The 1,853-nt window shown below is 37.6% G+C and carries 3 protein-coding genes; all 3 read left to right on the top strand.

From position 1 onward, the window contains the following. Positions 1-476, top strand: a 476-nt coding sequence (locus WBA23_RS06695; RefSeq protein WP_424581479.1) for a DNA/RNA non-specific endonuclease, incomplete at its 5' end; no start/stop codon positions are given. Positions 477-1,094: 618 nt separating this feature from the next. Next, positions 1,095-1,331: a hypothetical protein gene (locus WBA23_RS06690; RefSeq protein WP_424581478.1), complete on the top strand. Its 237-nt coding sequence runs from the start codon at positions 1,095-1,097 to the stop codon at positions 1,329-1,331. 27 nt (positions 1,332-1,358) lie between these two features. After that, a partial coding sequence (locus tag WBA23_RS06685) for a hypothetical protein (RefSeq protein ID WP_424581477.1) occupies positions 1,359-1,853 on the top strand: 495 nt, incomplete at its 3' end.

Here is a 1,853-nt window from a genome sequence, read left to right as displayed (position 1 = left end):
ACTACCGACGCTCCGGCTACGACCGGGGACACCTAGCCCCCGCGGGAGATATGGGTTTTTCGGAAGAAGCGATGAGCGAAAGCTTTTTCATGTCAAATATGAGTCCGCAGAACCGTAAGTTTAACCGTGACGTATGGCGAGAATTAGAGGAAGATGTGCGGGGTTGGGCACTTGCCAATGGTAGCCTATACGTAGTGACAGGACCAGTATTTGGTAGTGATCCTAAGAAGATTGGAGAAAACGGAGTAAGCGTACCCGATTACTACTACAAGGTGCTGCTAGACTATCGAGAGCCAGAGATTAAAGCGATTGGCTTTTTACTACCCAACGAAAATACTTCAAAACCACCCCAAGCTTTTGTAGAATCAATAGATAATGTAGAAGCTTATACCGGAATTGATTTTTTTCCTGAACTTCCTGATGAGTTGGAAGCGGAGTTAGAAAGTCGCAGTAGTACTGGAAGGTGGTTTGATTAAACTTCTTTTTTAAAGTTTTATTAAACTACAATTGCTTTGCTCATTTTTTCGGTATAGCAATGAGCGTTGCGTGGTGTTATACTGACCGTTAAAAGCAAGAACAAAGATTAACACCAGCACTAAAAATATCCGGTAAAAAAAAGCCAACCTTTTTTGCAATATGGTATATAGTTTTCCAACCCCGGTTCGTTAACTTCTTGTGAACCACAGTACCATAAGAAGTGCTTGCCATTGGTTGTTCTACGGTGATTAGTATCTAATCTACCATTTCATTAGCCTACCCGGTTACAATTGAACAACAACCGAACAGAGATAGTACATGCAATAGTATAGTGAATTATAGTATGTATTTCTTCGATTTCTGTTCAAATAATTCAATAGTAGTATTATAATACTGCGTACCTTTTAGTGCATTATTATTCTATTAAAGTAATTTTTGCGTCTTATTTTTTAATAATTAGTAAGTAAATCTACTCAGTGTATCATTCGTCACTAATACATTTTTATAAATACATACTACCATTTTAACATAAACTTAATATAGAAAAGTCAAGCTTTTATTAGGAAGTCTGCCCCCCCCTTACCTTGAAGCTATGTTCAACCTATAATTACTCAATTATGTTACACTTTTCAAAATTCTCGTTTTGGGCTGTATGCGCCCTCGGCCTTAGTGCCCTGTTCTACGCCTGTTCGCAAGATGATTTAACCGAAGCTACCTCCACCGTAGCCGACGAAGACTTTACCGTGCGGGTAACCAACGGTTACCTGGAATTTAAAGACCAAGCTACCTTTGAGGAAATTCAGGAATCTTTAAAAAATGCTGACGATGCAACCTTGGATACTTGGGAGAGCTAGTTTGAAGGATTTACTTCACTGCGAAGCGTGTACGATCAAGCAAATGAAGAACAGGATATATGGTTTGATCAAATCCAAAGTATGGATAGTATTGATGTTGTATCGTTAATGCAGCATAATGATGATTTCTGGTATTCTGAGTATATTCTTAACAATGCCCACTCTTTTGTATTGTTAGATAGTGGTAATTATGAGCTAAATATACCAATAGTGAAATTCGACCACGCTAAATCCTTAAACTCAAGTGGGTTAACGAAAATTGGTAAAGATCTATACTGCTATAAAAGAAATTCATTGTATATTATTCATGGTGGTGATGAAAAGAAATTGTCCTTGCTTTCATCAATTGAAAAAGGTGGTTCAATACGTAGTGTGTCTGTTCACATATTTGAAGAGAAGGTAATTGATATAAGCAATAATGCGAGATTAGAAGCGTTTTCGGGAGAGGATAATTGTACTGGATATACTTCTGGTAGAGGACAAAGAGTAAAAGGAAGAGTTATACAAGGAAATGATTATTTC

This window comes from Tunicatimonas sp. (assembly GCF_049647865.1).
Classification (GTDB): domain Bacteria; phylum Bacteroidota; class Bacteroidia; order Cytophagales; family Cyclobacteriaceae; genus Tunicatimonas.
Note: the sequence above shows the minus strand (reverse complement) of the source record. Positions and strands in the feature narration are given on the sequence as shown.

Excerpts from the sequence above, each read along its gene's own strand:
- WBA23_RS06690 (WP_424581478.1), top strand. The coding sequence starts at position 1,095 with ATGTTACACTTTTCAAAATTCTCGTTTTGGGCTGTATGCGCCCTCGGC.